This window comes from Hydrogenophaga sp. L76 (genome assembly GCF_057654755.1).
In genome coordinates, this window is sequence record NZ_CM172807.1 from 3,645,859 (window position 1) to 3,672,280 (window position 26,422).

Here is a 26,422-nt window from a genome sequence, read left to right on the forward strand (position 1 = left end):
GGTTTCAGGGCGATTCAAAACCAGAAGGAGCCTCCGCATGTCCGACATCAAGACCCGATTCGAAGCCGCCGTGGCCAACTCCAAGAACCTGAGCGAGCGGCCCGACAACGCCACGCTGCTCAAGATCTACGCCCTGTACAAGCAGGCGACCACCGGGGATAACGCCGAGAAGAAACCGGGCTTTGGTGACATGGTGGGCCGCGCCAAATGGGACGCCTGGAACAACTGCAAGGGCACGTCTTCCGACGACGCGATGCAGCAGTACATCGACCTGATCGAATCTCTGGCATAAAAAAACACCCCCGCCGCGCTGAGCGCGACCCCCTCAAGGGGGCAACGCGGTGCGGCCCGGCGAAGCCGGGACCAAAGCGTTCTGGGTCATTCACTTCACTCTGACGAAGTTGAGGTTTGATCGCGTGATGGTGCAATCTTGAAGAAGGCTTGAGCGCGGAAGCGCTCAAGCCTTCTTCTTTTTGGCCGCTGGTTTGCTGGCGGGCTTTTTGGCGGCCAGCAGTTCGTCGAGGTTCTTCACAATCTCGCCCTCGATGCGGTCCTTGAACGCGCCGAGCAGGAAACCCAGCTGGGCATCGAGTTCGAAATGGTCTTCCGAGACCCTGAGCGTGCCCTTGACGCCGGTGCGGCTGAACTGCACTTCGTCGCAGTCGCAGCCCTCTTCGTAGGTGCAGCTCATGTCGAATTCGGCTTCGGCCTGTTCGGCCCATTTCCAGGCCACTTTGCGTGCGCCAGAGAGGCCCAGGTGGTGGCTGCGTTGGATGTGGATGTCGGCCATGGATGGTCCTGCTCAAGGGGTTGTGGAGTGTGCAGGCGCAGCGACCTGCAGGTCGGGCGTCAGCCCGCTCAGCAGGGCCAGGCGCGCTTGCGGCGGCAGTTTCGCGAGGGCGCGCACCGCATCATAGAACCGGGCAAAGTCCCGGCCTTCGCGCTCGAACAGCGCTTCGAAGCCGGGCACGAGGTCGTCGTAGGCGGCCTGCGCGCCAAAGCTGGCGTTGTTGGCCCGGGCCACCCAGGCGTCGTAGCCCCGGTAGCCATTCCAGTGTTGGCGCATCTCGGCGAACCGCGCGTGGAACCGCGTCATCTCGCCGGCCTTGAGCTGGCGCTTCTGGTCGGCGGTGGTGTTCACGTCTTCAAAGATCGCCTGCAGGCGCTCGCGCGTGTCGCGTGTGAGGGCGCGGAAAGTCTGGCGCCGGGCGTCGAAGGCAGCGTACTCCCGTTGCGCCTTTTCGCCCGCCTGCGTCAGCCAGCGTGCGCCTCCGAGCCGTTCCACCGCGGTCGCGAACGATTCGTTGAACGCGGTGTCGTCGGCCACGTAGACCACCTGGTGCGCCAGTTCGTGAAACAGGATGCGGGCGAGTTCGCCTTCGGGGTAAGCGATGAAGGTGTTGAGCAAAGGGTCGCCGCCGGCCCAGTTCATCCAGCCCAGCGTTGAATAGGCCAGCACCGGATACACCGCCACATCCATGGGGCCGTCGGTCAGGCTGGCCGCAAAGGCCTTCGCATCGCTTTCGTTGAAATAGCCCCGGTAGCCCACGCAGCCCGCGACCGGAAAGCACCATTGCTTCAGCGTGAGCGACAGCTCGGGTGCGGCCACCACGTTGTAGACCGCGGCGCGGCGCTGCAGATCGGCGTAGCGCTGGTAGCTGGTGTTGTCGGGCAGGGCCAGCGCGTCGACGGCGAAGCGGCGCATGCGCTGGGCGAGTTGCAGGCGCTGGCGCAGCTCTGCGGGGGTTTGTGCGTCACTGATCCAGTCGTGCAGCGGGCGGGCCGCGCCCATCAACCGCAGGTGCCCGGAAACCGATTGCCAGTAGTAGCCCACGCCGCTGGCCGGGCCGGCGCAACCGCTCAGCGCCCAGATGAGCGCGGCGGCCAGGGCGGCGGTCAGCGGGCGGGCGCGCGACATGGGTCGGGCTTTCAGGTGGTCGGGCTGGCCGCGGGTTCGACCTCGACCAGGCAGTCGTAGAACACCGGTCCGCGCCCCAGGTCGGTCAAGTGCTGGCTGGTGAGTTGGTTGACGTTGGTGCCGGCCAGCCCGAGCTTGCGCCACCAGATGCCCAGGCCGTTGACCACGCCGGGGCGGGCGCGTTTCGAGACTTCGGCCTTGCAGAGATATTCACCCCGGTCGTTGAACACGCGCACCACCTGGCCGCTCTGGATGCCGCGGGCCGAAGCGTCGTCGGCGTGCAGTTCCAGCACCGGTTCACCCTCGATGTCGCGCAGGCTCTTCACGTTGACGAAGCTGGAATTGAGGAAGTTGCGCGCCGGCGGCGAGATCATGGCCAGGGGGTAGCGCTCGTTGCTGCCCGGGGTCTCGAAGTTGGGCAGGTGGTCGGGCAGGCCGTCCAGCCCCATCGCAGCCAGCCCGGCGTTGAAGAAGGTGCAGCGGCCCGAGGGTGTGGGGAAACCGCCCTGGGCAAAGGGCGCGTCGGGCAGCGACAGCGTGGCAAAACCCTGGTCGAGCAGTGTCTGGAAATCCACCGCATCGCCAAACGCCGTGCGGCACAGGGTTTCATCGCTGTCGCTGAAGCAGGGGTCGTCAAAGCCCAGGCGGGCGGCCAGCGCGCGGAAGATGTCGGTGTTGCTGCGCGCCTGGCCCAGTGGTTCGATCGCCGGGCGGTTGAGCAGCACGTCGGTGTGGCCGTAGCTGGCGTGGATGTCCCAGTGCTCCAGCTGTGTGGTGGCGGGCAGGATGTAGTCCGCATAGTCGGCGGTGTCGGTCTGGAAGTGTTCGAGCACCACGGTGAACAGGTCTTCGCGCTCGAAGCCCTTCACCACCTGGCCCGACTCGGGCGCCACCGCCACCGGGTTGCTGTTGTAGACGATCAGCGCTTCGATCTTCGGGCCGAAAGCGGGCGAGCTGTCGCGCAGCAGATCGTCGCCGATGGTGATCATGTTGATGGTGCGCGGCTGGCGTCCGGCCAGGAGGTCGGGGCGGTGCAAGGCCGCGCGCTGGATCGGGAAATGGCCCGACGCCGACAACAGCAGGCCGCCGGCCCGGTGCCGCCAGGCACCCACCAGCGCGGGCAGGCAGGCGATGGCGCGCACCGCGTTGCCGCCGCCACGCACGCGCTGCATGCCATAGTTCAGGCGGATCGCGGCGGGCCGGGTGGTGCCGTAGTCGCGCGCCAGGTCGGTGATCTGCTGCACCGGGATGCCGCAGACCTCGGCGGAGCGCTCGGGCGGCCATTGCAGGGCGCGCTCGCGCAGCGCGTCCCAGCCCAGCGTGTGTTGCGCGATGTAGTGATGGTCCAGCCAGTCGTGGGTGATCAGCTCGTGCATCAGCGCCAGGGCCAGCGCGGCGTCGGTGCCGGGGCGCAGGGCGATGTGTTCGTGGCACTTGTCGGCGGTTTCGCTGCGGCGCGGGTCGATGCAGACCAGGCGCGCGCCGTCCCGTTTGGCCTGCTGTGCCAGGCGCCAGAAGTGCAGGTTGCTGGCGATCGAGTTGCTGCCCCAGATGACGATGAGCTTCGCTTCGGCGAAAAACTCGACCTTCATGCCGACCTTGGCGCCCAGGGTGGTGATCAGGCCTTCGGCGCCCGCGGCCGCGCAGATGGTGCGCTCCAGGTGCGAGGCGCCCAGCTGGTGGAAGAAGCGCGCGGCCATGCCTTCGCTTTGCACCAGACCCATGGTGCCGGCGTAGCTGTAGGGCAGGATGGCTTGCGGGTCGCGGGCGGCGATGGTCTTCAGGCGTGCCGCGATGTCGTCCAGCGCTTCGTCCCAGTCCACCGGAGCGAACTGGCCGCTGCCTTTGGGGCCTGTGCGTCTGAGCGGCTGCAGGATGCGCTCGGGGTGGTAGCTGCGTTCGGTGTAGCGCGAGACCTTGGTGCACAGCGCACCATCGGTGTGCCGGTGGTCCGGGTTGCCCTGCACGCGCAGGGCCACGCCGTTCTCCACCGTGGTGAGCAGGGCGCAGGTGTCGGGGCAGTCGTGTGGGCAGGCGCCGCGCACCACCGTGTCCACCGGGTTCGTCGGGCCGCCGACCCTGTGGGGCGGGTTGTCGATCATGGGTGTAAAAAAATGTTGTACGCTGGGCGCTCCGTCAAGCACGGTTTTTGCTGTGCAGAAACCTGCCCAAATCAGCATATCAGGAGATTCCGCATGCAGCGTCGTCAGGCCCTTTCAACCGTGTGCAAACTCGTGGGTTCTTCGGCCCTGACTTCCTGGGGCGCGGCGGCCCAGGCGCAAAGCGAAGGCGTGAGCGACAACCGCATCGTGCTCGGGCAGTCGGCCCCCTTCAGCGGGGCGGCCGTGCAACTGGGCCTGCAGTTCAATCTCGGGGCGCAACTGCATTTTGACGCCTTGAACGCGCGCGGCGGTATCAATGGACGGCGCATCGAGATCGCCCGGCTCGACGACGGCTACGAACCCGAACGCTGTGCCGCCAACACGCGCCAGTTCATCCAGGACGGTGTGTTCGCCCTGTTCGGCTACATCGGAACGCCCACCAGCCTGGTGGCGCTGCCGCTCGCCACCGAGGCCAGGATCCCGTTCTTCGCCCCCTTCACCGGTGCGCAGGCCCTGCGCGAGCCCTTCAACCGCTACGCCATCCACGTGCGCGCCTCGTACTTTGACGAAACCGCCGCCATCGTTCGCCAGACGACGTCGGTGGGCATCAAGAAGATTGCGGTTTTCTACCAGAACGATGCCTACGGCAAGGCGGGTCTGGAAGGTGTCACCCGCGCGCTCAAGGCGCTGGACCTGGAGCCGGTGGCGGTGGGCACGGTGGAGCGCAACGCCACCGACGTGAGCCAGGCCCTCAAGGACATTCTGGCCGCCAAGCCCGAAGCCATCGTGCAGATCAGCGCCTACAAGTCCTGCGCATCGTTCATTCGCCTGGCGCGCCGCCAGGGTTTTTCGGGCAATTTCTACAACGTGTCCTTCGTCGGCACCCAGGCGTTGCTGGACGAGCTGGGCGCCGAGGCGCGCGGTGTGGTGGTCAGCCAGGTGATGCCTTTCCCCTACTCGGCGACGCAGGCGATTTCAGGCGAGTACCTGGCCGCGCTCAAGGACAAGCGCGGGGTGGTGCCGAACTATTCGGGCATCGAGGGTTTTGTCGCAGCCAAGGTGTTTGCCGAGGGGGTTCGCCGCGCCGGACGCAACCTGACCCGGGAGGGTTTCATCGCTGCTGTGCAGGGCATGCAGAACCTGCAGCTCGGCGGCTTCACCGTGGACTTCGGGCCGAAAAAGCACACCGGCTCGCGCTTCGTCGAGCTCACCATGCTGACCGAAGACGGGCGCGTGCGCCGCTGAGTGCCATCCAGGGACCCGCTTGGCCCTTTGGAATGAGTGACTGCAACCAACGGGGCTGCGCGGTCCACGGGTCTTCGGTAGGATGTACTTTTGACTCCAGCGCCGCTGCGGGCGGCCAACGAGGTTCGCATGAAACTCATCGACTCCATCCTGACCCAGGCGGCGGGCATCGCCAGCCTGCGGCGCGACATCCACGCGCACCCGGAACTCTGTTTTGAAGAGGTGCGCACCGCCGACGTGGTGGCGCAGAAACTCGCCGAGTGGGGCATCCCGGTGCACCGCGGCATGGGCACGACCGGTGTCGTTGGCATCGTGCACGGGCGCGATGGCGGCGCCTGCGGTCGCGCGATCGGCCTGCGCGCCGACATGGACGCGTTGCCCATGCAGGAGCGCAACCGCTTTGCCCACGCCAGCCAGCACGCCGGCAAGATGCACGCCTGCGGCCACGATGGCCACACCGCCATGTTGCTCGCCGCCGGGCAGCATCTGGCGCAACACCGCGATTTCGACGGCACCGTCTACCTGATCTTCCAGCCGGCTGAAGAGGGCGGCGGCGGCGCGCGCGAGATGATCAAGGACGGCCTGTTCGAGCAGTTCCCGGTCGAGGCGGTGTTCGGCATGCACAACTGGCCGGGCCTGCCCGTGGGCACGTTCGCCGCGAGCACCGGGCCGGTGATGGCGTCGAGCAACGACTTCTGCATCGTGATCCGCGGCAAGGGATCGCACGCCGCGCTGCCGCACAACGGCATCGATCCGGTGCCGGTGGCCTGCCAGATGGTGATGGCCTTCCAGACCATCATCACGCGCAACAAGAAGCCCGTGGACGCGGGTGTGATCTCGGTGACCATGATCCACACCGGCGAGGCCAACAACGTGGTGCCCGACAGCTGCGAGATCCGTGGCACGGTGCGCACCTTCACCTTCGAGGTGCTCGACCTGATCGAGCGCCGCATGCAGGAAATTGCCGAACACACCTGTGCGGCCTTCGGCGCGACCTGCGAGTTCGGCTTCAACCGCAACTACCCGCCCACCGTCAACCACCCGGCGGAAACCGAGTTTGCCCGTTCGGTCATGGCCGACATCGTGGGCGCCGATCAGGTGCTGGACCAGGAGCCCACCATGGGCGCCGAAGACTTTGCCTACATGCTGCAGGCGCGGCCGGGCTGCTATGTGTTCATCGCCAACGGCGACGGTGCGCACCGCGCCGGCTACGAAGGCGGTGGCCACGATGTGGGACCGTGCATGCTGCACAACCCGCACTACGACTTCAACGACGACCTGATCCCGCTCGGGGCGACCTACTGGGTCCGCCTGGCCACGCAGTGGCTGGCCCGGCCGCGCACCGGTGCGGCCGCATGATCGACATCCAGGCCGCTTTTGCGCCTTCGTACGCCCGTGCCCGGGTCTTGTTTCTGGAAGGGGCTGCCGCGGCCGGCATGGCCATCCGCAGCCACAACCATCCCTTGCCCGGTCGCGAGGGCGAAACCCTGGCCATGGACCTGGCGCTCGATGGCTCGCCCGACGCCGAGCGCCTGCTCATTGTCAGCAGCGCCTGTCACGGGGCCGAGGGCTTTTGCGGCTCCGGGGTGCAGGTCTATGCGACCCACGATCAGGACTGGCGCCAGCACGCACGCGACGCGGGGGTCGCGGTGCTCTACATCCACGCGCTCAACCCCTACGGCTTTTCGCACCTGCGCCGCGTGACGAATGAAAACGTCGATCTCAACCGCAACTTCCAGGATTTCAGCCAGCCGCTGCCGGTGAACACGGCCTACGCCGGGCTGCACGATCTGCTGTTGCCACCCGAATGGCCACCGGGTCCGGACAACGCGGCCGCGCTCGACCGCTGGATCGCCCTGCACGGCGAGACGGCTTACCAGGCCGCGGTGTCGCAGGGGCAGCATGCGTTTGCCGATGGCCTGTTTTTTGGCGGCACCGCGCCCACCTGGAGCAACCAGACCCTGCGCCAGGTCTTGCGCAGCCACGCCCGGCGGGCGCGCCACATCGCCTGGATCGACCTGCACACCGGCCTCGGGCCATGCGGCGTGGGTGAGCGCATCTTTGCCTGCCGCGACGATGCCGCGGCGCTGCAGCGCGCCCGGGCCTGGTGGGGCAGCAACGGTGAGACGCCCGTGACCTCGATCTACGACGGGTCGTCAACCTCGGCGCTGCTCACCGGCCTGATGTGGGGTGCCCTGTACGAAGAGTGCCCACAGGCCGGGTACACCGGCATCGCACTGGAATACGGCACCGTGCCCATCATGGAAGTGATCAACGCGCTGCGCGGCGACCACTGGTTGAACCGCCATCCCGAAGCGCCTGCGGCGCTGCGGGCCGCCATCCACCAGCGCATGAAAGACGCGTTCTATGTGGATACGAATGACTGGCGCACACAGATCGTGGGTCAGGGGCGGCAGGCCCTGTTTCAGGCCGTCGAAGGGCTGGCCGCTTCGGCATGAAGTGAAACCCCTTGGGGTGATCCGCAACGCGCGGAGCTGTCCAGCCGAGGGCACCGCCGGGCCGGCTTTGCCGGACGGCCAGTGCACCTTGCAGGCCGCAGCCTCGCCAGAGTCGAGGCTTCTTCGGGCCGTCCAAGCCTGCGCAGGCAGGCTCGGAGCCGCGGCCCTCAGCCCCCTTGAGGGGGTCGCGCGAAGCGGGGCGGGGGTGTGTCCTAATCCTCCAGCGCCATCCGGCTGGCTTCCACATACAGGCGCTCCATCGCGTCCAGCGGCTCGAACGCTGCGGCGCGTTCACGCAGGCGGGTCGCTTCTTCGAGAGCGCGCGCGCCTTCGAGCATCAGCAGGCCGTTGGCGTACTCGTGGAGCGTGATGGCGGAGTCCGGGTTCAACGCCAGGGCTTTGCGGTAGAGCGCCAGGCCGGTGTCCTTGCGCGCGCCATGGGTCATGCTGCCGATCAGCTCGCCGACCTTGTCGATCACTTCCGCGTGGTAGTTGGCCAGCGCGAGGTGGGCGTCGGCGTGGTTCGGCGCGAGTTCGATCGTGGTCTGCAGGGCAAGGCGCACCTTGCTGCCCAGGCCCTTGGCGAGCGCCTTGGCCACGTTCACCCCCTGGCTGTAGCGGCCCAGCGCGTAGCCCTGCCAGTACCAAGCGTTGGCATTGTGCGGTGCGCTGGCCTGGTGCGCCTGTGCCCGTTCGGCGGCGCTGACCAGCAACTGCAGGCGGACCTGCTCGCCGGGTTCGACGTAGTTGGCGTAGATGCAGGCGGCCTTGTTGGCCAGCACCAGGCCATCGCCGCCCGCGGCCAGACCGGCGTGAACGGCGCGTTCGAATTCACCGTTGTGGTACAGCGCCCAGGCGTCCAGCAGGGCCGGGTCGGTCGGCATCGGTTCGGCATCGCCAGCGTGCAGGCGGGTCCAGTCGCGGACGAGGCTGGCGCCGTCGTGGCGGTAGGCGCCGGCGTAGGGGCAAGGGGTCCAGGGTGTCATGGGGGACTGTCCTTGCCGTGTGTTCAGGTGGTGGCGCCGTTGTAGGCGCCGGTGAGTTCCAGCAGGTGCTGTCGCTGGCTGGCTTCCAGGTAGGGCGCGAGCAGGTTGAGCACGTGCTGCGCGCCGCGCAACAGCGCCTGTTGCGCGTTGTCGGGTTCCAGCGCGTTGCGCGGGTCGCGCACGTACTCGAAGCTCAGCCAGTAGGTCAGCACCACCACCATGCAGTTGGCCGTGGGTTCGAGTTCGCGCGCATCGATGTCCAGCGCGCCGCTGCGGCTCATGCCCGAGAGCAGGGCGCGGATGGCGCGGGTCTTGTTTTTCAGCACACCCTGGAAGCGGGTCTCCAGCAGGCGGTTCTTGGACAGCAGGTCGTTGAGATCGCGGTAAAGAAAGCGGTAGGCCCAGATGATCTCGAACAGCGAATGCAGGAAGAACCAGGCGTCTTCCACATTGCGCACGCCGTCGCCCGCACCCAGCAGCTCGTTGAGCGCGTGTTCATAGCGCTCGAACAGCGAGTTGATCAGTTCGTCTTTGGCGGGGTAGTGGTAGTACAGGTTGCCCGGGCTGATGCCGAGTTCGGCCGAAATCAGGGTGGTCGAGACATTCGGCTCGCCGAAGCGGTTGAACAGCTCCAGCGTCACTTCCAGGATGCGTTCGGCGGTGCGGCGCGGGGGCTTTTTGATGGCCATGGGTCAGGCCCGGGCCGGCCGCCGGGACAGCTGCTGCTGCAGCTGGTCGAGCGTGGCGTGCAGCCGTTCCACGGCGCGGGGGGTGGGTCGGTCGGCGGCGGGGCGCACCGGCCGGAGCAGGTGCCGCCCGGTGTCGTCCAGGGCGGCCTGGTCGAAGTGGATGCCATGGCGCTGCAGCTTGGGCGCCAGCTGGGCCTGGCGGTCGCGCAGCATCTGGCGCGTCTGCTGGTACGCGTGTTCGGCGAGTTCGCGGCGCTGGCGGTAGCTGAAGGTGTTGGCAAAAAACAGCTCGGCATCGCGCTGGTCGGGTTCGATCAGCACGATGTCGGTGTCCGGGTAGCTGCGTTCGTACTGCTTGAAGCCCAGCTCCAGGCGCGAATGGATCATGGAGCGGAAGGTCTGGCTCATCACGGTGGGCAGACCGCCTTCGATCAACGCAGGAATGCGCTGCTGGCCGCTGGCGGCGGGTTCGGCGTGAGGCCCTGCGCGAAACGGCACCAGCGGGTTCAGGCAGATCAGCAGGTCCACGCCCTCGTCCAGCGCCACGGTGGCGTGCAGCGTTTTCTTGAGCGCGCCGTCCACATAGTGTTTGCCGTCGATGACCACCGGCGGAAACAGGCCGGGCAGGGCGGCGCTGGCCTGGATGGCGCGCGAGATCGGCACGTGGTCCCAGCCCGGGCGGCCAAAGGGCGCGGCGTCGCCGGTGTCGAGCTCGGTAGCGACCAGCGTCAAACGCGCACGCAGCTCGCGGAAATCGTTGCTGCGGCCTTTGCGGCTGAACAGGCGTTCGACCTGGCGGTGGATGTCCTCATTGTCGAACACGCCGGTGGGCAGGGCCGCACCCAGACGTTCGAGCGCCTGGGTCAGGGGTTTGCCCTGTGCAGCCCAGGCCCAGAGGGCGCTGCCGAGCAGGCCCGGCAGGCGCTGGAGACGGCCGCCGAGTTCGGCCCAGGCCGGCTTGATCAGCCAGGCGGTATCGAAATTTTCTTCGGTGGACCGGTCTTCGATGAACGCCTCGCAGAGCTGGCGGGGTGTCAGCCCGTTGGCCAGGCCTGCTGCGATGAACCCGCCAGCCGAGACGCCCACGTAGTGGTCACACGCATTGAAATCGATGCCTTGCAGGCTGTCGTCGAGCGCACACAGGGCGCCGATTTCGTAGATCGCACCGAGCGGCCCGCCACCGGCCAGCGCCAGCGCCAACCGCGGGCGGGTCTTGCGAGCAGCGCTGGAACGGTGGGCTTTGCGGGTGGTGGTCATGCGTTCGAGTGTAGAGCGCCAAGCCGGCGCTTCATGTTGCATTGCAACACGAGGCGCAGGCGAAAAAAAAGGGGCGCGGCGCGCCCCCTGTTGTGCCGAGCCGGATGGCCCTGGCGCCAGCGTCAGGCTTTGGACCTGGCGGCGGTTTTGCGCACCGCTGTCTTGCGTGCGGCGGGTGCGGCGGCCTTGGCCGGTGCGGCTTTGCGCGCAGCGGGGGCCTTCTTGGCTGCGGGGGTTTTGCTGCTCAGGCGCTGCACGTGGCGGTTGAGTTCATCGATGCGCTCCATCAGCGTTTCGATGTCGCGCGCCGAGGGCACGCCCAGCTTGTTCAGCGCCTTGGCCACCCGGTCTTCAAAAATGCTCTCCAGCTTGTCCCACTGGCCGGCCGCCTTGGAGGAAATTTCGGTGGCCATACCGGACACGCGGTTGGTGGCTTCGGAGATGCGTTCTTCAGCGACGGCCTGGGTCTTGCGCTGGATGGACAGACCTTCCTTCACCAAGGTGTCAAAGGCCTTGCCGCCTTCAGCCTGGGCTTTGGAGAAGGCGCCCAGACCGGCCAGCCAGATCTGTTGGGCCGAGTCCTTGATGGCGCCCGACAGCGGTGAACTGGCGCCTGCAGCGGCTTTGGATGCGGTGGTGGATTTCTGGATTTTCTTGACCATGGGGCGACTCCGGTGTGGGTTGACAGGGGGCAACGGGCAAAGCAGGCCGGTCACCGTATGAGCACTGTACGGTTCCCACACAGGCGCTGTGTAGAGGGGGCCAACTAAACCCGGGGCCTGTCCCGCGGGTTTGTGCGGAATCGGTGGCGCCAGCGGGTGGTGAAGAATGGCGGGCTGATTCCATCCCGTGTGCAACAACCCAGGCAGGAGAACCCCATGCACTATTTCGTCACAGGCGCGACCGGTTTCATCGGCAAACGGCTCGTCAAGAAACTGCTGGAGCGCAAGGGCTCGGTGGTGCATTTCCTGATCCGCCAGGCGAGTGAAGCCAAGGTGGCAGGCCTGCGCGAATACTGGGGGGTGAGCGCATCGCGCGCACTGCCCGTGTTCGGCGACCTGACGGTGAAGAAGCTCGGCGTGAGCGCCGACGACACCAAGGCGCTGAAGGGCCAGATCGATCACTTCTACCACCTTGCCGCCGTCTACGACCTGGAGGCGGACGCCGAGAGCCAGATCGCGGTCAACATCGACGGCACCCGCAACACGGTGGAGCTGGCCAAGGCCATCGGCGCCAAGCACTTTCACCACGTGTCGTCGATTGCCGCGGCGGGCCTGTACGAAGGCGTGTTCCGCGAAGACATGTTCGACGAGGCCGAGAACATCGACCACCCGTATTTCATGACCAAGCACGAGAGCGAAAAGATTGTGCGCACCGAATGCAAAGTGCCCTGGAGCGTGTACCGGCCGGCGCTGGTGGTGGGCGACAGCCGCACCGGCGAGATGGACAAGATCGATGGCCCGTACTACTTCTTCAAGCTGATCCAGCGCATGCGCCAGATCCTGCCGCCGTGGATGCCCAGCGTGGGCCTGGAGGGCGGGCGCATCAACATCGTGCCGGTGGACTTTGTGGTGGAGGCGCTGGACCACATCAGCCACCACAAACGCGCCAGCGGCCAGTGCTTTCACCTGGTCGACCCCATGGGCTACCGCGTGGGCGATGTGCTCGACATATTGAGCAAGGCGGCGCACGCGCCGAAGATGAACCTGTTCGTCAACGCTGCGCTGATGGGTTTCATCCCCAAGAGCGTGAAGAAGGGCCTGATGGCACTGGCGCCGGTGCGCCGCGTCTACCGCGCCATCATGCAGGACCTCGGCTTGCCCGAGGACATGATGAACTTCGTCAACTACCCGACGCGCTTCGACTGCCGCGAGACGCTGGCCGCGCTCAAGGGCAGCGGCATCGAATGCCCCAACCTCAAGGACTACGCCTGGCGGCTGTGGGACTACTGGGAGCGCCACCTCGACCCCGACCTGCACATCGACCGCAGCTTGAAGGGCACCGTGGCGGGCAAGGTGGTGCTGGTCACGGGCGGGAGCTCGGGCATCGGCCTGGCGGCGGCGCACAAGTTCGCCGAGGCCGGCGCGGTGACGATCATCTGCGGACGCGACCAGGACAAGCTCGATGAAGCCTGCAAGGAAGCCAAGGGCAAGGGTTACCAGTTCATCGCCTACCCGGCAGACATCGCCGACATGGCCGATGCCGACCGCTTCGTGCAACTGTTGATCGCCAACCACGGCGGCGTCGACTTCCTGATCAACAACGCGGGCCGCTCGATCCGCCGCGCCATCGAAGGCAGCTACGACCGCTTTCACGACTTCGAGCGCACCATGCAGCTGAACTACTTCGGCTGCCTGCGCGTGACCATGGGCCTGCTGCCCGGCATGGTGGCCAAGCGCAAGGGCCATGTGGTGAACATCAGCTCCATCGGTGTGCTGACCAACGCGCCGCGCTTCAGCGCCTACGTGGCCAGCAAGGCTGCGCTGGACGCTTGGACGCGCTGCGCCTCCAGCGAGTTCGCCGACCAGGGCATCTCGTTCACCACCATCAACATGCCGCTGGTGCGAACGCCCATGATCGCGCCGACGCAGATCTACAAGAACGTGCCGACGCTGGCGCCGGAAGAAGCGGCCGACATGATCGCGCAGGCCTGCATCTTCAAGCCCGTGCGCATTGCGACGCGGCTGGGGGTGACGGGGCAGGTGCTGCACGCGTTCGTGCCGAGGGTGGCGCAGATCGTGATGAACACGAGCTTCCGCATGTTCCCGGATTCTTCGGCTGCGAAGGGGGAGAAAGGGGCCAGGCCTCAGTTGTCGCCGGAGGCCGTGGCCATGCAGCAGATGATGCGGGGGATTCACTTCTGATTTCGTTGTCTTGGTGTTGTTGGCTTTCGCGGCTTTTGTGGGCCGGGTCTCGCCCCGGCGGGCGACTCACTTTTCTTTGCTTCGCCAAAGAAAAGTAAGCAAAAGAAAGGCGAGCCGAAGTCCGGGCCGCTGCGCGGTGCCTTGCGCTGCTCGCGTCGAGCGGGGTCGGGCTGAACTCGCTTCGCTCAAACAACGCCCGCCCTGATCCGCTCGCCGCTGCGCTGCTCAGCCCGGCCACACGGCGACAAGCGGAATCGGGATCGGGATCGGACTCCCCTTCTTTCTCCCTCGCCCTTTGGGAGAGGGCAACACCAACAGGGCAGCCGGAGTGCATGTTCCCGCGCCCGCATCCGGCTCGCCTTTTCTTTGCTTACTTTCTTTTGGTCGCTGCAAAAGAAAGTGAGGCGCCGCCGGGGCGCGACCCGGCACGCCACAGGCGCCAAAAAGGCTGACCACGAAGCCTACAATTTGCCAACCGAACAGCCCCACCGGGAACCCGAAAATGACCACCCACACCCCCGTCGACCTCGCCCACATCCAGCCCAGAGAAAAAGCCGAAATCCTGGCCCAGGCCTTGCCCTACATCCGCAAGTACCACGGCAAAACCATGGTCATCAAGTACGGCGGCAATGCCATGACCGACCCGGCCCTGCAGCAGGACTTTGCCGAGGACGTGGTGCTGCTCAAGCTGGTGGGCATCAACCCGGTCGTCGTGCACGGCGGCGGTCCGCAGATCGAGACGCTGCTGCAGCGCCTGGGCAAGAAGGGGCAGTTCATCCAGGGCATGCGCGTGACCGACGCCGAGACCATGGAAGTGGTGGAGTGGGTGCTCGGTGGTGAAGTGCAGCAGGACATCGTGGGCCTGATCAACGCCGCTGGCGGCAAGGCCGTGGGCCTGACCGGGCGCGACGGCGCCATGATCCGCGCGCAGAAGCTGCGCCTGTCGGACCAGAAAGACCCGAACGTGGAGCACGACGTGGGCCAGGTCGGCGACATCGTGAGCGTGGACCCGAGCGTGGTGAAGGCGCTGCAGGACGACGCCTTCATTCCGGTCGTCAGCCCCATCGGCTTTGGCGAGAACAACGAGAGCTACAACATCAATGCCGACGTGGTGGCCGCCAAGCTGGCCACCGTGCTGCAGGCCGAGAAGCTGCTGATGCTGACCAACATCCCCGGTGTGCTGGACAAGGAAGGCCAGCTCTTCACCGAACTCACGCCGCGCCGCATCGACGAGCTGGTGGAAGACGGCACGATCAGCGGCGGCATGATCCCCAAGATCGCCGGTGCGCTCGACGCGGCCAAGAGCGGCGTCAACGCGGTGCACATCATCGATGGCCGCGTGCCGCATGCGCTGCTGCTGGAGGTGCTGGGCAACCAGCCTTTCGGCACCATGATCCGCTCCCACTGAATCCGCGGCGGGCAACCGGGAGGCCGGTGGGAAGGCTGTGAGAAAATGAAACAAGGGATGACAAACACCGGGCCGCGCCAACGGCCTCCAGCCGACAAACGACGGACCGACCGCCCATGACTTCCAGCGCTCCATTGCCCATGGCCGACCTGACGGCCGATGTCTCTACCGATGTTGCTGGAGGCGTTGAGGGCAATGGTCGCAAGCGCCCCAAGCCTGGCGAGCGTCGGGTGCAGATCCTGCACGCGCTGGCCGCCATGCTGGAGCAACCGGGTGCCGAGCGCGTCACCACGGCCGCGCTGGCGGCGCGACTGGATGTGAGCGAGGCCGCGCTCTACCGCCACTTCGCCAGCAAGGCGCAGATGTTCGAGGGCCTGATCGAGTTCATCGAGCAGTCGGTGTTCGGTCTGGTCAACCAGTTGGGTGAACGCGAGCCCGATGCCATGGCGCGTTCGCGCAAGCTCGTGGCCCTGCTGCTGCAGTTTGGTGAGAAGAACCCCGGCATGACACGCGTCATGGTGGGCGACGCGCTGGTGTACGAAAACGAGCGCCTGCAACAGCGCATGAACCTGTTCTTCGACAAGATCGAATCGGCCCTGCGCCAGAACCTGCGTGAGGTCGCCGTGGTGGCTGGAGCGACCACGCCCACCGTCGACGCGCAGGCCGATGCCTCGGTGGTCACGGCCTTCTGCATGGGCCGTCTGCAGCGCTTTGCCCGCAGCGGATTCAAGCGCTCGCCCAACGAGAACCTGGAACACAGCCTGCGCCTGCTGCTGCCCGACGGCCGTCTCTGACCGTTCGCGCGGCGAGTGGTCCGGGTTAACCCGAACCGCTGGCATGCATCGGTGTCGTTTAGGGAACGGCACCTAAACAATTCCCCCACAAAGTCCTGCAGGACCGTGCATTGGCCGGGTTTTGCGGTAAAAATAGCACGACCGTTCGATTTATCGGTGGTCTGTTTTTTGCCCCATCCCTTTTGCCATCACCTGGCCTTGCAGCATGAGTCCACAACCTCCCGCCAGACGCCTTCGCAGCGACAGTGCCACCCGGCCGCTGCAAAAAGGCCAGCAGACCAAGGCGGCCATCGTGGATGCCGCCCTCGGGCTGGCGACGCAGATCGGCCTGGAAGGCCTGTCCATCGGCGCGCTGGCCGAAGTCATGCAGATGAGCAAATCGGGCGTGTTCGCCCACTTCGGTTCTCGCGAGGAACTGCAGATTTCGGTGGTGCGCGAGTACCACGCCCGGTTCGAGGACGAGGTGTTTTATCCCGCCATGGCCTTTGCCCGCGGCCTGCCCCGGTTGCGTGCGATGTTCGACAACTGGATGAAACGCACTTCGGTCGAGATCGACTCGGGCTGCATCTACATCAGTGGCGCGGTGCAGTTCGAAGACCGGCCCGGCCCGGTGCGTGATGCACTGGCCGGCTCGGTCAACACCTGGCTGTCGGCCATGCGCCGCGCCGTCGAAATGGCCGTTGCGGAAGGCCACCTGCACCCGGCCACCGATGCGGCCCAGATGGCCTTTGAAGTCCATGCGCTCATCCTCGCGCTGCACTACGAGGCGCGGTTCCTCGGCAGTCCGGATTCGCTGCAACGTGCGCTGACGGCCTTTGAAGGCATCGTGGGCCGCTTCAGCACGGCCGCCGCGCCCGTTCCGGAACCCCCCCCTGCGTCGGCCAGGTTGCGTCAACGCAAGATGCTGAAGACTGCTTCCCAGGCCTGAGACCAGGCCCTGTTCTTTTCACAAAACCCACTCCAGGAGATACCCATGCCCGTCTACAACCCGCCCCTGCGCGACATGCAGTTCGTGATGCACGAGGTGCTCAACGTGAGCGCCGATCTCCAGACCATGCCGCAGCACGCCGACATGGATGCCGACACCATCAACGCGGTGCTTGAAGAAGCCGGCAAGTTCGCATCCCAGGTGATCTTTCCGCTGAACATCAGCGGCGACACCGAAGGCTGCAAGCTCGACCAGAAGACCCACGAAGTCACCACGCCAGCGGGCTTCAAGGAGGCGTACAAGACCTATGTGGACGGTGGTTGGGCGGCGCTGAGTTGCGATCCCGAATTCGGCGGCCAGGGCCTGCCGCTGGTGGTCAACCAGTGCCTTTACGAGATGATGAATTCGGCCAACCAGGCCTGGACCATGTACCCCGGCCTCACGCACGGCGCCTACGCCGCGCTGCACGCCCACGGCACCCCCGAGCAGAAGTCGACCTACCTGCCCAGGATGACCAGCGGCGAGTGGACCGGCACCATGTGCCTGACAGAACCCCATTGCGGCACCGACCTCGGCCTGATGCGCACCAAGGCCGAACCGCAGGCCGACGGCAGCTACAGGATCACCGGCAACAAGATCTTCATCAGCGCCGGTGAACACGATATGGCGCCCAACATCATCCACCTGGTGCTGGCCCGCCTGCCCGATGCGCCTCCCGGTATCAAGGGCATCAGCCTGTTCGTCGTGCCGAAGTTCCTGGTGAATGCCGACGGTTCGCTGGGTGAGCGCAACGGTATCTACTGCGGCGGCCTGGAGCACAAGATGGGCATCCACGGCAACGCCACGGCGCAGATCGTGATCGATGGCGCCACCGGCACCCTGGTGGGCCAGCCGCACAAGGGCATGCAGGCCATGTTCGTGATGATGAACGCCGCCCGTCTGGGCGTGGGCAACCAGTCGCTCGGCCTGACCGAAGTGGCCTACCAGAACGCCCTGGCCTACGCCAAGGACCGCATCCAGATGCGCAGCCTGAGCGGCACCAAGGCCAAGGACAAGCCGGCCGATCCGATCATCGTGCACCCCGACGTGCGCAAGATGTTGCTGACCGCCAAGGCCTACGCCGAAGGCGGCCGCGCGCTCGCCATCTACAGCTCGGTGCTGCTGGAGAAGGTGCACAACCACCCGGACGACAAGGTGCGCAAGGAGGCGGACGAACTGCTCTCGCTGCTCACGCCCATCACCAAGGCCTTCCTGACCGACAACGGTTACCAGGCGGCAACGATGTGCCAGCAGGTCTTCGGCGGCCACGGCTACATCAAGGAATGGGGCATGGAGCAGTTCGTGCGCGACGCCCGCATCAACATGATCTACGAAGGCACCAACACCATCCAGTCGCTGGACCTGCTGGGCCGCAAGGTGCTGGGCAACAACGGCGCCACGCTCAAGAAGTTCGGCAAGCTGGTGGGCGCGCTGGTGATGGAAGAGGGCGTCAACGAGAAGATGGCCGAGTTCATCAACCCGCTGGCCGTGCTGGGCGAGCAGATCACCAAGTTCACCATGGAGATCGGCTTCAAGGGCCTGCAGAACGCCGACGAAGTGGGCGCTGCCGCCGTGGACTACCTGCGCGTGGCCGGCCACCTGGTGTTCGGCTACTTCTGGGCCCGCATGGCGCAGGTGGCGCTGCGCGAGATCGCCGCCGGCAACACCGATCCGTTCTACGTGGCCAAGCTGCAGACCGCGCGCTTCTACTTTGCCAAGCTGTTCCCTGAGACCGCGTCGCTGATGCGCACGGCGCGTGCGGGTTCGAAGGTGCTGATGGACACCGACGCGGCATTGGCATGACCCCCCCTGCGCCGCTTCGCGGCTTCCCCCCAGGGGGACAACACCAGCGGCCCGGCAAAGCCGGTTCCGCGGTGTTCTTGCGAAACATCCCTTGGTCCGCAAAGGAGACTTCGATGATCAAAACCCTGCCCATCCTGCTGGCGTTCGGCTCGACGATCGTCTTCGCCCAGGCCACTCCCGAAGGCCTGTGGCGCAACATCGACGACAAGACCGGTGAGGCCAAGGCCGAGATCCGCATCGTGTCCAGCCCGGCGGGCGTGTTCACCGGCCGGATCGAGAAGTCGCTCACCAAGGGCAGCGAGCCCACCTGCACCGCCTGCACCGACGACCGCAAGGACCAACCCAAGGTCGGCATGGAAATCATCCGCGGCGCGAAGAAATCCGCCACGGAAGCGGTGTGGGAAGACGGCAAGATCCTCGACCCCGAAAACGGCAAGAACTACACCCTGCGCATGACGCCCATCGAAGACGGCAAGAAGCTGCAGGTGCGTGGTTACATCGGCCCGTTCTACCGCACCCAGGTCTGGACACGCGTCGAGTGAACACGTCCTCCCTTTTCTTCATGGAAAACCAATGAACCGATTTCAAGTGAAAAAAGTCGCCGTGCTCGGCGCGGGCGTGATGGGCGCGCAGATCGCTGCGCACCTGGTCAACGTCAAGGTGCCGGTGGTGCTGTTCGACCTCCCGGCCAAGGAAGGCCCGAAGAACGGCATCGTCACCCGCGCGATCGAGAACCTCAAGAAGCTCAAGCCCTCGCCGCTGGGCGTGACCAGTGACGCCGACCTGATCGGCCAGGCCAACTACGAAGAGCACATGGAGCAGTTGAAAGACTGCGACCTGATCATCGAGGCCATTGCCGAGCGCATGGACTGGAAGCTAGATCTGTACACCAAGATCGCGCCCTTCATCGCACCGCACGCCATCGTCGCGTCCAACACCTCGGGCCTGTCGATCACCAAGCTCTCCGAGGTGCTGCCCGAGGCGATCAAGCCGCGCTTCTGCGGCATCCACTTCTTCAACCCGCCGCGCTACATGACGCTGGTGGAACTGATCGCCACGCCCACCACCGAGCCGCAGATCCTCAACGACCTGGAGACCTTCGTCACCAGCGGCCTGGGCAAGGGCGTGGTGCGTGCCAAGGACACGCCCAACTTCGTCGCCAACCGCATCGGCATCGCCGGCATGCTGGCGACCATGAAAGAGGTGGAGAACTTCGGCCTGACCTACGACGTGGTCGACGACCTGACCGGCAAGCGCCTGGGCCGCGCCAGCAGCGGCACCTTCCGCACCGCCGACGTGGTGGGCCTGGACACCATGGCCCATGTGGTCAAGACGCTGCAGGACAACCTGAACGAGCAGACCGACCCGTTCTACGGCAGCTTCGGCACACCGCCGGTGCTGGCTAAGCTGATCGAACTCGGTAACCTCGGCCAGAAAGCCAAGGCCGGCTTCTTCAAGAAGGTCGGTCGTGACATCCAGCGCTTCGATCTGGACAGCGAAGAGTACGTGCCCGCCGGCGAGAAGGCCGACGAGGTGTATGGCCGCATGCTGAAGCGCCCGGCCGCCGAGCGCCTGAAGCTCTTGCGCAACGCCGAAGGCCCGCAGGGCCAGTTCCTGTGGGCCATCCTGCGCAACAGCTTCCACTACGCCGCCGTGCACCTGGCCACCATCGCCGAGACCGCGCGCGACGTGGACCAGGCCATGCGCTGGGGCTTCGGCATGAAGCAGGGCCCGTTTGAACTCTGGCAGGAGGCCGGCTGGCTCGAAGTGGCGAAGATGGTCCAGGAAGACATCGATGCCGGCAAGGCGCTGAGCAAGGCGCCGCTGCCCGAATGGGTGTTCAAAGGCCCGGTGGCCGAGGCCGGTGGTGTGCACACTGCGCAGGGTTCGTGGAACCCCACCCAGGGTGAATTTCAGGGTCGCCTGCAACTGCCGGTGTACCAGCGCCAGCACTTCCCCGAGTTGCTGCTGGGCGAAGCCGGTCACAAGTTCGAGACCGCTGGCATCACCCTTGAAGAGAACGATGCCATCCGCATCTGGACGCTCGATGAGCAGGTGCTGATTGCCAGCATCAAGACCAAGATGCACGCCATCAGTCCCGAGGTCTGTGAAGGCTTGATGAGCGCTGTGGACCTGGCCGAGAAGGAATTCCAGGGCCTGGTGGTCTGGTCGGGCGACGAGCCCTTCAGCGCCGGCGCCGACCTGCAGGCCATGCTGCCCGCCTTCATGGCGGTGGGCGTGAGCGCGATCGAAGACGCCGAGGGCTTCATGCAGCAGACCATGCTGCGCCTGCGTTACGCCAACGTGCCGGTGGTCAGCGCCGTGCGAGGTCTGGCGCTGGGCGGTGGCTGCGAGCTGGCCGTGTACAGCGCGCGCCGCGTGGTGCACATGGAGAGCTACATCGGCCTGGTGGAAGTGGGCGTCGGCCTGGTGCCCGGTGCCGGTGGCCTCACCTATATCGCGCGCCGCGCGGCCGAAAATGCTGAGACCTCCACCGGCAAGGACCTGCTGCCCTTCCTGACCGAAGGCTTCACCGCCGCGGCCATGGCCAAGGTGGGCACCAGCGCTCTGGAATCCCGCAAGCTGGGCTACGTGTTGCACTCCGACGTGATCGTGCCGCACAAGGACGAGCTGCTGTTCGTGGCCGTCAACGAGGCCAAGACCTTGTTCAATGGCGGCTACCGCGCACCGCACAAGCGCCTGTTCCCGGTCGCCGGTCGCGACGGCAAGGCCACCATCCTGGGCAGCCTGGTGAACATGCGCGACGGCGGTTTCATCAGCCAGCACGACTTCCACATCGCTTCGCTGATCGCGGGTGTGGTGACGGGGGGTGACGTCGATCCCGGAACGCTGGTGAACGAGGATTACCTGATGACGCTGGAGCGCCGCGCGTTCTGCTCGTTGATCGTGCACCCCAAGACACAAGAACGCATCCTCGGCATGCTGAACACCGGCAAGCCGGTCCGCAACTAAGGACACGACATGAGCAAACAAATTCAAGACGCCTACATCGTCGCCGCCACCCGCACCCCCATCGGCCGTTCGCACAAGGGCTCGTTCAAGCACCTGCGCCCGGACGACCTGCTGGCCCACGCCCTGCGTTCGGCCATGGCCCAGGTGCCCGGCCTGGACCCGAAAACCGTGGAAGACGTGATCTGCGGCTGCGCCATTCCCGAAGCGCAACAGGGCCTGAACGTGGCGCGCATCGGCGCCATCCTGGCCGGTCTGCCCAACTCGGTGGGCGGCATCACGGTCAACCGCTTCTGCGCCTCGGGCCTGTCCGCTGTGCAGATGGCGGCGGATCGCATCCGCGTCGGCGAGGCCGACGTGATGATCGCCGCCGGCACCGAGAGCATGAGCATGGTGCCCATGATGGGCAACACGCCCAGCCTGTCGCCCACCATCTTCCGCAACACCGACGATGTGGAGAGCTACGGCATTGCCTACGGCATGGGCCTGACCGCCGAGAAGGTGGCGCAGCAGTGGAAGGTGTCGCGCGACGCGCAGGACGCGTTCGCCGTGCAGTCGCACCAGCGCGCCGTGATCGCGATGAAGAACGGCGAATTCACCGACGAGATCACACCGGTGGAAGTGACCGACCGCAGCGTGGACCTGGAGACCGCCGAGGTCGCGACCCGCAGCCGCATCATCAGCCTCGACGAAGGCGCGCGCCCCGACACCTCGCTCGAAGGTCTGGCGAAATTGCGCACTGTGTTCGCCGCGCGAGGCTCGGTGACCGCGGGCAACAGCTCACAGACCAGCGACGGCGCGGGTGCGCTGATCCTGGTGAGCGAGGCCGCCTTGAAGCGCTACAACCTCACGCCGCTGGCCCGCTTCGTGAGCTACGCATCGCGTGGCGTGCCACCGCACCTCATGGGCATCGGCCCGGTCGAAGCGATTCCGGCCGCGCTGAAAAACGCAGGCCTGAAGCAGGACGACATCGACTGGTTCGAATTGAACGAAGCCTTTGCCGCGCAGTCGCTCGCCGTCATGAACACGCTCGGCCTGGACCCGGCCAAGGTCAACCCCATGGGCGGTGCGATTGCGCTCGGCCACCCGCTGGGTGCCACCGGTGCCATCCGCGCCGCGACCGTGGTGCATGCCCTGCGCCGCCACAACAAGAAGTTCGGCATGGTCACGATGTGCGTGGGCATGGGGCAGGGCGCCGCGGGAATCTTCGAACGCGTGTGAACACGCGCACCCCCGCGCCGCGCTTGCAGCGCGTCACCCCCTCCAGGGGGCGGACACCAGCGGCCCGGCAAAGCCGGTTCCGCGGTGTCCCTGCGGTGGGGGATTTCGCTCCGCCCAGCTTCTCAACGCGCCGCTCCTGAGCGAGCCCTACGGCCGCCCCAGCAGCAGGTAGAGCCCGGTGTAACCGCGCGCGGCGTGCACCAGGCTCAGGTAGAACGGCCCCACCCCGGTGTCCGCGCCGATGAACACGCTGGAGCCGGTGCGCAGCCCCTTGAAGCTGATGTCGCTGCGTTGCAGCCAGGCGTTGCCGGCTTCCAGCGAGCCACCGGCAAACACCGCGCGTGCCACGCCCACGTTCCAGGGCATGCGACGGTAGTAGGTGATGCGGCCGAACAGCAGGTGGTTGCCCGCCACCTGGCCCACGCGGTAGCCCGAGAGGTTCTGGAAACCACCCAGCGAGTATTCGTCCAGCGCGCCCAGTGGAATCTGGTTGACGTAGGCCAGACGGGCGCCCAGGTTGAAGGTGTGCTCGCCCCACGAGCGCACCGCCGTGAAGCTGCTGTCCAGCCGCACGAATTCGGAGCTTTTGCCGCTGTTGCGCAAGCGGCCAAAAACCACATCGCCCTTGAAGCGGTAGCCGCTTGACGGGAAATTGGCGTAGTCCAGCTGGTCCGAGATCAGCGCGGCATGCAGACCGGTTTCGCGCCAGCGCTGGGTGGACAGGTCCAGCGACTGGTCCGCCACGCTGCTGCTCACCAGGTCGGGCGCGGCGCGGCGCGCGCTGCCCACCAGGCCCAGCCGCAGTTCGCCCAGGCTGCCCTGCAGGCCGATGGGCCAGCCGATGTCGGCACCCACCTGCAGCCCGCGGCGCTTGCCGGTGGCGACTTGCTGGCCTTCGGCATCGAACACGTCCACGCGCTTCAGGCTGGCGTCGGCCCAGGCCGACACGAACCAGTTGGCGCGCCGGTCCAGCGGCTGGTAGAACTCGGTGAACGCGCCCAGCGTCTCGCCCAGCTGGAAGCGGTTGCGCCACTCGGCGCCGCGGCGGTTGACCCAGTGCCGGTTGTGGCTCAGGCGCAGGTTGAACGCGCCCTGGCCATCGAAATCGGTGCGCAGGTCGAGTCCGAGCCGGAAGTAGTTGGGGCCCCAGCGGTTCTCGCGCAGCCGCACCACCAGCGCTTCGTCGCGGCTGCTGCCAATGCGCTCCAGCCGGTAGTCCACCTGCTCGTAGTCGCCCGTGGCCGCGAGCTGCTGCACGTCGTCTTCGATGCGCGCCAGATCGATCGGCTGACCAGGTTCGCTCTCCACCATCTGCGACAGCCGCTGGGCCCTCGAAGCGTCCACGCCCTCGAAGCGCAGGGCGCCCACGCTGCCCGCAGTGGTCACCCCTGTATCGGCCACGGCCTGGCGCTGCGCGACCCAGTCGGCGTACTGCGCCGGGCTGACCGCGAAGCGGTTCAGCGCTTCGCGCACCGACTCCGCGTATTCGGTGCCGAGTCGCACGAGTTCGGGCGCCCGGTTGAAATGGGCCGAACTCAGCGTGCCCAGTGGTGGCTGCAGCAGCAGGTCCTGCGTGGTCAGGGTGGCGATGCTGGCCTGCACGTTCTGCTCGGTCAGGATGTTGACCATCTGCGTCGTGATGCCCAGCAGGCTGCCCAGCGTTTCGCGGCCCGCCAGCGGCGTGCCGATGCTCACCGCGATGATCACGTCCGCCCCCATGCGCCGCGCCACATCCACCGGCAGGTTGTTCACCAGCCCGCCGTCGCCCAGGATGCGGCCGTCGAGCTCCAGTGGGGAGAACACGCCCGGCACCGACATGCTCGCGCGCAAGGCGGCGGCGAGGTCGCCGTGGTCCATCACCACCGCCTGGCCGGTCTCCATGTCGGTGGCCACGGCGCGAAACGGCGTCGGCAGGCCGTCGAAGCTGGCCCGGTGCCGCGCGGGCAGGGTGTAGCGGCGCAGCATGGTTTCCAGCGCCCGGGTCGACACCGCGCCCGTGGGCAGGCGGAATTCGCCGTCGCGAAAGCCCAGCCGCAACACGGGCGAGAGCTCCAGGTCTTCTTCCTTGCGCCGCTGCGACAGCAGCTGGCGCGGCTCGCGCGAGTCGAAGAGGCTGCCCCATTCCAGCGCCAGGATCTCGCGCTCCAGTTCGTCGGCCGTCATGCCGCTGGCGTACAGCCCGCCGATGATCGCGCCCATCGAGGTGCCGACGATCAGGTCCACCGGCACATGCGCCGCCTCCAGCACCTTGAGCACGCCGACGTGCGACAGACCGCGCGCGCCGCCGCCGGAGAGCACCAGGCCCACGCGGGGCCGGTGGAGGGGGTTGTATCGGCTGCGGCAGCGGGCGCTGGCCAGAGCGCGGCCAGCAAGGCCAGTGACAGACACAGGGCGGCGAGCAGGCGTGTGGACAACATGGCGGGGGCGGGGCTTTCGCGAGGATGTCCGGAGTGTAGGGGTCTGTCACCGACTGGGCACGCCCCTCCAGACATCGCGCGGCAATCGTGTTAACTTGGCGCCCTTTTCGGCGCACGGCCGCAACCCAACCCAGCACAAGCCCATGAGCGACATCCTCGTCCACACCGAAGCCGGCGTCACCACGCTGACCTTCAACCGCCCCGACAAGAAGAACTCCATCACCGCCGCGATGTACGCCGCGCTGGCCGACGCGCTGGAAGCCGCCGAGGCCGATCCGGCCGTGCGCTGCGTGCTGTTCCAGGGCAACGAGACCACCTTCAGCGCCGGCAACGACATCGGCGACTTCCTGAACAACCCGCCCGCCACGCAGGACTCGCCCGTGTTCCGTTTCCTGCGCGGTATCGCGCAGTTCAGCAAGCCCGCGCTTGCCGTGGTGTGTGGACCGGCCGTGGGCATCGGCACCACGCTGCTGTTCCACTGCGACCTGGTTTATGCGGGCGACAACGCGGCCTTCTCCATGCCCTTCGTCAACCTTGGCCTGTGCCCTGAAGCGGCGTCGAGCCTGCTGGTGCCGCAGATGCTGGGCTACCACCGCGCGGCCGAGGCGCTGCTGCTGGGCGAGCCCTTCATGGCCGAGGCCGCGCTCGAAGTCGGTCTGGTCAACCGCGTGCTGCCGCCCATGGAGGCCGCGGGTTACGCGCAGACCGTGGCGCGCAAGCTCGCGGCGAAGCCGATCAGCTCGCTGATCGAGACCAAGCGCCTGATGAAAAAAAGCCAGAGCCAGCTGGTGATGGCGCAGATGGCCGAAGAGGGCGTGAGCTTCGGTCGCATGCTCGGCGAGCCGGCCGCCAAAGAAGCCTTCGGCGCGTTCATGGAGCGGCGCAAGCCGGACTTTTCAAAGGTCTGAGACAGGTCCCCCGCGCCTCACAGACGCTGAAACATCACCCGCGCGCCGGTAAAACCATGCACGGGGTCGAGAAACGCTTCCGGCAGGCGGCCCACGGTTCAAGGCCCATGCCGGTCCACAGCTTCACGGCCCGGTGGTCGCTCGCTACACGAAGTTGAACTGCATCGCACGAAACCCCTGCGCGCGCCATCCCTTGGCACGTGGCATCGGCCGCCGTCATGTGGCCGCAGTTCGCCACATGCGACCCACCGCCCAGGCGGTTCGGGTGCAGCACACAGGTGCCCAGCACCCGCTGCCCGTCTTCGGCCACAAAACACGGGAAGCCTGGCGCCAATCAGGCAGCCAGGGCGACCTCCCGACCCGTGTCGCGCGGGAAGTCGCAGGTCTCGCCCGCACGACCGGATGATCGGCGCC

The 26,422-nt window shown here is 66.5% G+C and carries 21 protein-coding genes; 13 read left to right on the forward strand and 8 right to left on the reverse strand.

From position 1 onward, the window contains the following. The first annotated feature begins 37 nt into the window (after nt 1–37). Nucleotides 38–292, forward strand: coding sequence for an acyl-CoA-binding protein (locus AC23D4_RS17805; RefSeq protein WP_472886902.1), 255 nt, complete (start codon nt 38–40; stop codon nt 290–292). 165 nt (nt 293–457) lie between these two features. Here the strand turns inward: AC23D4_RS17805 and AC23D4_RS17810 are convergent, their stop codons facing one another. Genes AC23D4_RS17810 through AC23D4_RS17820 form a run of 3 tightly spaced genes read right to left on the reverse strand, consistent with a single transcriptional unit; the run spans nt 458 to nt 4,020 of the window. Then, complete coding sequence (locus AC23D4_RS17810) at nt 458–790, reverse strand: polyhydroxyalkanoic acid system family protein (protein ID WP_472886903.1); 333 nt, start codon at nt 788–790, stop codon at nt 458–460. 12 nt (nt 791–802) lie between these two features. After that, on the reverse strand, nt 803–1,918 hold the full coding sequence (locus AC23D4_RS17815) for an aminopeptidase (protein WP_472886904.1): 1,116 nt from the start codon (nt 1,916–1,918) through the stop codon (nt 803–805). An 11-nt stretch (nt 1,919–1,929) separates the two neighbouring features. After that, nucleotides 1,930–4,020, reverse strand: coding sequence for a molybdopterin-containing oxidoreductase family protein (locus AC23D4_RS17820; protein WP_472886905.1), 2,091 nt, complete (start codon nt 4,018–4,020; stop codon nt 1,930–1,932). Nucleotides 4,021–4,113: 93 nt separating this feature from the next. Between AC23D4_RS17820 and AC23D4_RS17825 the strand changes: the two genes are divergently transcribed. The 3 genes from AC23D4_RS17825 to AC23D4_RS17835 all read left to right on the forward strand — a co-directional run bounded on the left by AC23D4_RS17825 (nt 4,114) and on the right by AC23D4_RS17835 (nt 7,724). After that, the gene (locus AC23D4_RS17825) at nt 4,114–5,265 is read left to right on the forward strand and encodes an ABC transporter substrate-binding protein (protein WP_472886906.1); all 1,152 of its coding nucleotides are present in this window, start codon (nt 4,114–4,116) and stop codon (nt 5,263–5,265) included. A 129-nt stretch (nt 5,266–5,394) separates the two neighbouring features. After that, complete coding sequence (locus tag AC23D4_RS17830) at nt 5,395–6,624, forward strand: M20 aminoacylase family protein (protein ID WP_472886907.1); 1,230 nt, start codon at nt 5,395–5,397, stop codon at nt 6,622–6,624. Beyond that, on the forward strand, nt 6,621–7,724 hold the full coding sequence (locus tag AC23D4_RS17835; protein ID WP_472886908.1) for a M14 family metallopeptidase: 1,104 nt from the start codon (nt 6,621–6,623) through the stop codon (nt 7,722–7,724). Before AC23D4_RS17830 ends, AC23D4_RS17835 begins: the two co-directional genes overlap by 4 nt. A 212-nt stretch (nt 7,725–7,936) precedes the next feature. Here the strand turns inward: AC23D4_RS17835 and AC23D4_RS17840 are convergent, their stop codons facing one another. The 4 genes from AC23D4_RS17840 to AC23D4_RS17855 all read right to left on the reverse strand — a co-directional run bounded on the left by AC23D4_RS17840 (nt 7,937) and on the right by AC23D4_RS17855 (nt 11,318). Further along, nucleotides 7,937–8,710: a tetratricopeptide repeat protein gene (locus tag AC23D4_RS17840; protein ID WP_472886909.1), complete on the reverse strand. Its 774-nt coding sequence runs from the start codon at nt 8,708–8,710 to the stop codon at nt 7,937–7,939. 23 nt (nt 8,711–8,733) lie between these two features. Continuing rightward, a complete protein-coding gene (locus AC23D4_RS17845) occupies nt 8,734–9,399 on the reverse strand; it encodes a TetR/AcrR family transcriptional regulator (protein ID WP_472886910.1) in 666 nt (221 codons plus the stop codon). Nucleotides 9,400–9,402: 3 nt separating this feature from the next. After that, the gene (locus AC23D4_RS17850) at nt 9,403–10,656 is read right to left on the reverse strand and encodes a patatin-like phospholipase family protein (protein WP_472886911.1); all 1,254 of its coding nucleotides are present in this window, start codon (nt 10,654–10,656) and stop codon (nt 9,403–9,405) included. Nucleotides 10,657–10,778: 122 nt separating this feature from the next. After that, a complete protein-coding gene (locus AC23D4_RS17855) occupies nt 10,779–11,318 on the reverse strand; it encodes a phasin family protein (protein WP_472886912.1) in 540 nt (179 codons plus the stop codon). 216 nt (nt 11,319–11,534) lie between these two features. Between AC23D4_RS17855 and AC23D4_RS17860 the strand changes: the two genes are divergently transcribed. The 8 genes from AC23D4_RS17860 (at nt 11,535) to AC23D4_RS17895 (ending at nt 22,683) form a co-directional block, all read left to right on the forward strand. Then, nucleotides 11,535–13,520, forward strand: a complete 1,986-nt coding sequence (locus AC23D4_RS17860) for an SDR family oxidoreductase (protein ID WP_472886913.1) — start codon at nt 11,535–11,537, stop codon at nt 13,518–13,520. A 502-nt stretch (nt 13,521–14,022) separates the two neighbouring features. Beyond that, entirely contained in the window at nt 14,023–14,928 is a 906-nt protein-coding gene (gene argB / locus AC23D4_RS17865; RefSeq protein WP_472886914.1) for an acetylglutamate kinase, read from the forward strand. A gap of 140 nt (nt 14,929–15,068) precedes the next feature. After that, nucleotides 15,069–15,722: a nucleoid occlusion factor SlmA gene (gene slmA, locus AC23D4_RS17870; RefSeq protein WP_177137560.1), complete on the forward strand. Its 654-nt coding sequence runs from the start codon at nt 15,069–15,071 to the stop codon at nt 15,720–15,722. 205 nt (nt 15,723–15,927) lie between these two features. Then, the gene (locus AC23D4_RS17875; protein ID WP_472886915.1) at nt 15,928–16,650 is read left to right on the forward strand and encodes a TetR/AcrR family transcriptional regulator; all 723 of its coding nucleotides are present in this window, start codon (nt 15,928–15,930) and stop codon (nt 16,648–16,650) included. A 45-nt stretch (nt 16,651–16,695) separates the two neighbouring features. Continuing rightward, nucleotides 16,696–18,492 carry an acyl-CoA dehydrogenase C-terminal domain-containing protein gene (locus AC23D4_RS17880; RefSeq protein WP_472886916.1) on the forward strand — a complete coding sequence of 599 codons (1,797 nt, stop codon included), beginning with the start codon at nt 16,696–16,698 and terminating at the stop codon, nt 18,490–18,492. Nucleotides 18,493–18,605: 113 nt separating this feature from the next. After that, complete coding sequence (locus AC23D4_RS17885) at nt 18,606–19,034, forward strand: DUF2147 domain-containing protein (protein WP_472886917.1); 429 nt, start codon at nt 18,606–18,608, stop codon at nt 19,032–19,034. 31 nt (nt 19,035–19,065) lie between these two features. Next, nucleotides 19,066–21,465 carry a 3-hydroxyacyl-CoA dehydrogenase/enoyl-CoA hydratase family protein gene (locus tag AC23D4_RS17890; RefSeq protein ID WP_472886918.1) on the forward strand — a complete coding sequence of 800 codons (2,400 nt, stop codon included), beginning with the start codon at nt 19,066–19,068 and terminating at the stop codon, nt 21,463–21,465. 9 nt (nt 21,466–21,474) lie between these two features. Continuing rightward, nucleotides 21,475–22,683 carry an acetyl-CoA C-acyltransferase gene (locus AC23D4_RS17895; RefSeq protein ID WP_472886919.1) on the forward strand — a complete coding sequence of 403 codons (1,209 nt, stop codon included), beginning with the start codon at nt 21,475–21,477 and terminating at the stop codon, nt 22,681–22,683. Between the two features lie 147 nt (nt 22,684–22,830). On the opposite strand, the gene AC23D4_RS17900 is transcribed toward AC23D4_RS17895, so the two are convergent. Then, nucleotides 22,831–24,990: a patatin-like phospholipase family protein gene (locus tag AC23D4_RS17900; RefSeq protein WP_472886920.1), complete on the reverse strand. Its 2,160-nt coding sequence runs from the start codon at nt 24,988–24,990 to the stop codon at nt 22,831–22,833. A gap of 253 nt (nt 24,991–25,243) precedes the next feature. On the opposite strand from AC23D4_RS17900, the gene AC23D4_RS17905 reads away from it, so the two are divergent. Next, nucleotides 25,244–26,008 (forward strand): enoyl-CoA hydratase, encoded by a 765-nt coding sequence (locus AC23D4_RS17905; protein ID WP_472886921.1) that lies wholly within the window; start codon nt 25,244–25,246, stop codon nt 26,006–26,008. Nucleotides 26,009–26,422 lie beyond the last annotated feature (414 nt).